This is a genomic window from Celeribacter persicus, from assembly GCF_003050785.1.
Classification (GTDB): Bacteria; Pseudomonadota; Alphaproteobacteria; order Rhodobacterales; family Rhodobacteraceae; genus Celeribacter; species Celeribacter persicus.
In genome coordinates, this window is record NZ_QAOH01000073.1 from 1 (window position 1) to 2,523 (window position 2,523).

Genomic DNA, 2,523 nt, shown 5'->3' on the forward strand with positions numbered 1-2,523 from the left:
TTGTGGAAGTTCTGGATGCGGTACAGCCGACGCGGGCTGGTGGCTGGAAAGTGGATGTGAGCCGGGGTGATCGGAATGGGCGGGTGTCGTCCGAATGGTTCAACAGGCCGGATGACGAGCGGTACCTGTCGCTCGACGATCTCTGGGCCAATGTGAAGGGTCGCTCTGAGCGCAGCCGCAGCCGGGTGGTGCAAACCGCCGACATCCGTGTCGAGGCAGCGCGCGACAGTGCAGAGCGGCTCGACTTGGTCCTGCCGAAAGCGCATGAGCCGGTCGCACCCACGCACTGGGCCTTCGGCCAGCTTGCCAGCATCGTCGGTGCCCCGGCATCCTACCTGCGGCAGTTGCCCGCGCCTCTGGCGGGGATCAACCTGCAATACGGTTTGACCAACCACCGCGCCGAGCAGGTTAAGACCTTCGAGACCGACGATGGCCGCACGGAACTGCGCGCCGTGACCGGTCCCGACTACGGCCGCATCCATGACTTCGAGCTTGTCGAGGCGGTTCAGCGCATCGCGGGCAATGGCACGGGCGATACGCGCTGGAAGGTACCGGGTGTGCTGGATTGGTCGACCGGGGTCTACAACCCCGATGTCGAAATCAGCCGCGATACGACCACGCTTTACGCTTCGGACCGCGATGTCTTCCTGTTCCTGGTCGATGATCGCAACCCGATCGAGGCGGGCAAGCTGGCGGACGGCTCCCCCGATCTCTATTTCCGGGGCTTCTATTGCTGGAATTCCGAGGTGGGCGCGAAGACCCTCGGCATGGCGAGCTTCTATCTGCGGGCGGTGTGCCAGAACCGCAACCTCTGGGGCGTCGAGGATTTCCAGGAGATCAAGATCCGTCACTCGAAATACGCCGCGTCGCGCTTCGCACATGAGGCCGCGCCCGCGTTGACGCGGTTTGCCAATTCCTCGCCGCAGGGGTTCGTGAACGGCATCAAGGCGGCGCGCCAGCAGATCGTGGCGCGCAGCGACGCGGACCGCGCGGATTTCCTGCGCAAGCGCGGTTTCTCGAAGGCCGAATCCGGCAAGATCATCGAGAAGGTGCTGATGGAGGAAGGCCGCCCGCCCGAGAGCATCTTCGATTTCGTGCAGGGGATCACGCGGCTCGCGCGCGACAGGACTCAGCAGGATGCCCGCCTCGACATGGAAGGGCGCGCCAAGAAGCTTCTCGACCGCGTTGGTTGAGGTGGCGACCGGAGGCGATATCGCCTCCGGTCTCGTCCCTGTTTCATCGATCTGCTACCGTGCCCGACATGTTTAGGTATTGGAAGTACGCGCATGGAAGAAATCGATTGGTCAGATCGTGCATTTTATGATGACGGCGAATGGGTTACCTGGTCGGAAATCGACGAGCAGCTTCGCTACAAGGAGTGGGGCGCTAAATACCCGAACGCGATCCGGTCTATGATCCCATATTTTGAGGATCTCCTGTCCCTCGCGGAAAGCTATCACCTCGAGACCGGCCTCCACCTCTCTGTCTACGGCGATATCGGTGAGCTGTTCGGTGCTATCACGTACGGTATCAAGCTGAACAAGACCTATGCCCAGGGTGCTGACGGAAGACTTGGCAATGATCATGTCGAGGTCAAAACCATTACGCCATTCAAGACAAAGGATGTGGTTGTGGTCGATACCAATGGGCATTTCAACAAGCTTTTGGTTGTAAAGATCAACGAGGATTTTCAGGTCTCGGGTCGGATGATCGACCGAAAAGATCTCCCAAAGCGTGAAGGGCGCTACTTGCGGGTTCGATGGAGGGATTTACCAACGCCGAAATGATCGGCCCGATCAGCGACAGAGAGTCCGAGGGGGCGGTTTGGTCTTTGACGGTTTGAAGCGGGGAGAGAGGCTCTCCGCACCGTCGGAGATATGCCGATGTTCGACCTTCCTCTCCAAACTCAGCCGGAAACGCAGAAAACAGGTTTGCCGCCGAGCCTCCTGACCGTTTTTGCAGATCAAGACTTTCCGTTCGCACTCACGACGGCTTGCCATGCGCCCGCGGCCCTCATGTCTGGGCAGGCACACCCCAAGGTACTGGAGCGATTTGCCACGCTGGCCGAGGCGATGCAGGGGGCAATCGTTCAAGCCGAAGATATCACACCTGAAGACGCGCCGCGTATCCTGGCAATCCTCGATCGGGAGGGCCGCCTCGTTCTGGCCGGGGCTACCAATGATGGCGGGGTCGCATGGTGCCACCCGGTCTCGGATGCCGCCGAAGCCCGCGCCGTCGTGTCCGAGGCCAGCCAGACCCGCGCGCAGGCCATGCGGGCGGCCGAGTGGCATGAACATGGCCTCGCGCGACGGCTGCGGCACCACGCCGACCTTCTCGATGCCCGTCTTGTCGATCCGCTCTGGCGTGTCTTCGCGTCTCGCGCCCTGCAGATCGCGGCGTGACGCCCGAGAGTCAGAGAAGGGCAGGGGAGGATGTGAGCCTACGGGGACGAGAGAGAGCCCCGGGGTTCAGATCCTTTCCCTCATTCCGGAGTTTCCAATGTCCAAGATCGAACCCACCCTG

At 61.5% G+C, this 2,523-nt stretch carries 3 protein-coding genes; all 3 read left to right on the forward strand.

Going from position 1 to position 2,523, the window contains the following annotated elements; all coding sequences use genetic code 11:
• Positions 1 to 2: 2 nt before the first annotated feature.
• The gene (locus C8N42_RS21165; RefSeq protein ID WP_211309239.1) at positions 3 to 1,193 is read left to right on the forward strand and encodes a DUF932 domain-containing protein; all 1,191 of its coding nucleotides are present in this window, start codon (positions 3 to 5) and stop codon (positions 1,191 to 1,193) included.
• Between the two features lie 93 nt (positions 1,194 to 1,286).
• On the forward strand, positions 1,287 to 1,787 hold the full coding sequence (locus C8N42_RS21170) for a hypothetical protein (RefSeq protein ID WP_107818357.1): 501 nt from the start codon (positions 1,287 to 1,289) through the stop codon (positions 1,785 to 1,787).
• A 96-nt stretch (positions 1,788 to 1,883) separates the two neighbouring features.
• Positions 1,884 to 2,402, forward strand: coding sequence for a DNA repair protein RadC (locus C8N42_RS21175; protein WP_107818361.1), 519 nt, complete (start codon positions 1,884 to 1,886; stop codon positions 2,400 to 2,402).
• The last annotated feature ends 121 nt before the right edge of the window (positions 2,403 to 2,523 follow it).

Bases quoted from the DNA above. Each gene is read 5' to 3' on its own strand.
- C8N42_RS21170 (WP_107818357.1), top strand. From the start codon at position 1,287: ATGGAAGAAATCGATTGGTCAGATCGTGCATTTTATGATGACGGCGAA.
- C8N42_RS21175 (WP_107818361.1), top strand. From the start codon at position 1,884: ATGTTCGACCTTCCTCTCCAAACTCAGCCGGAAACGCAGAAAACAGGT.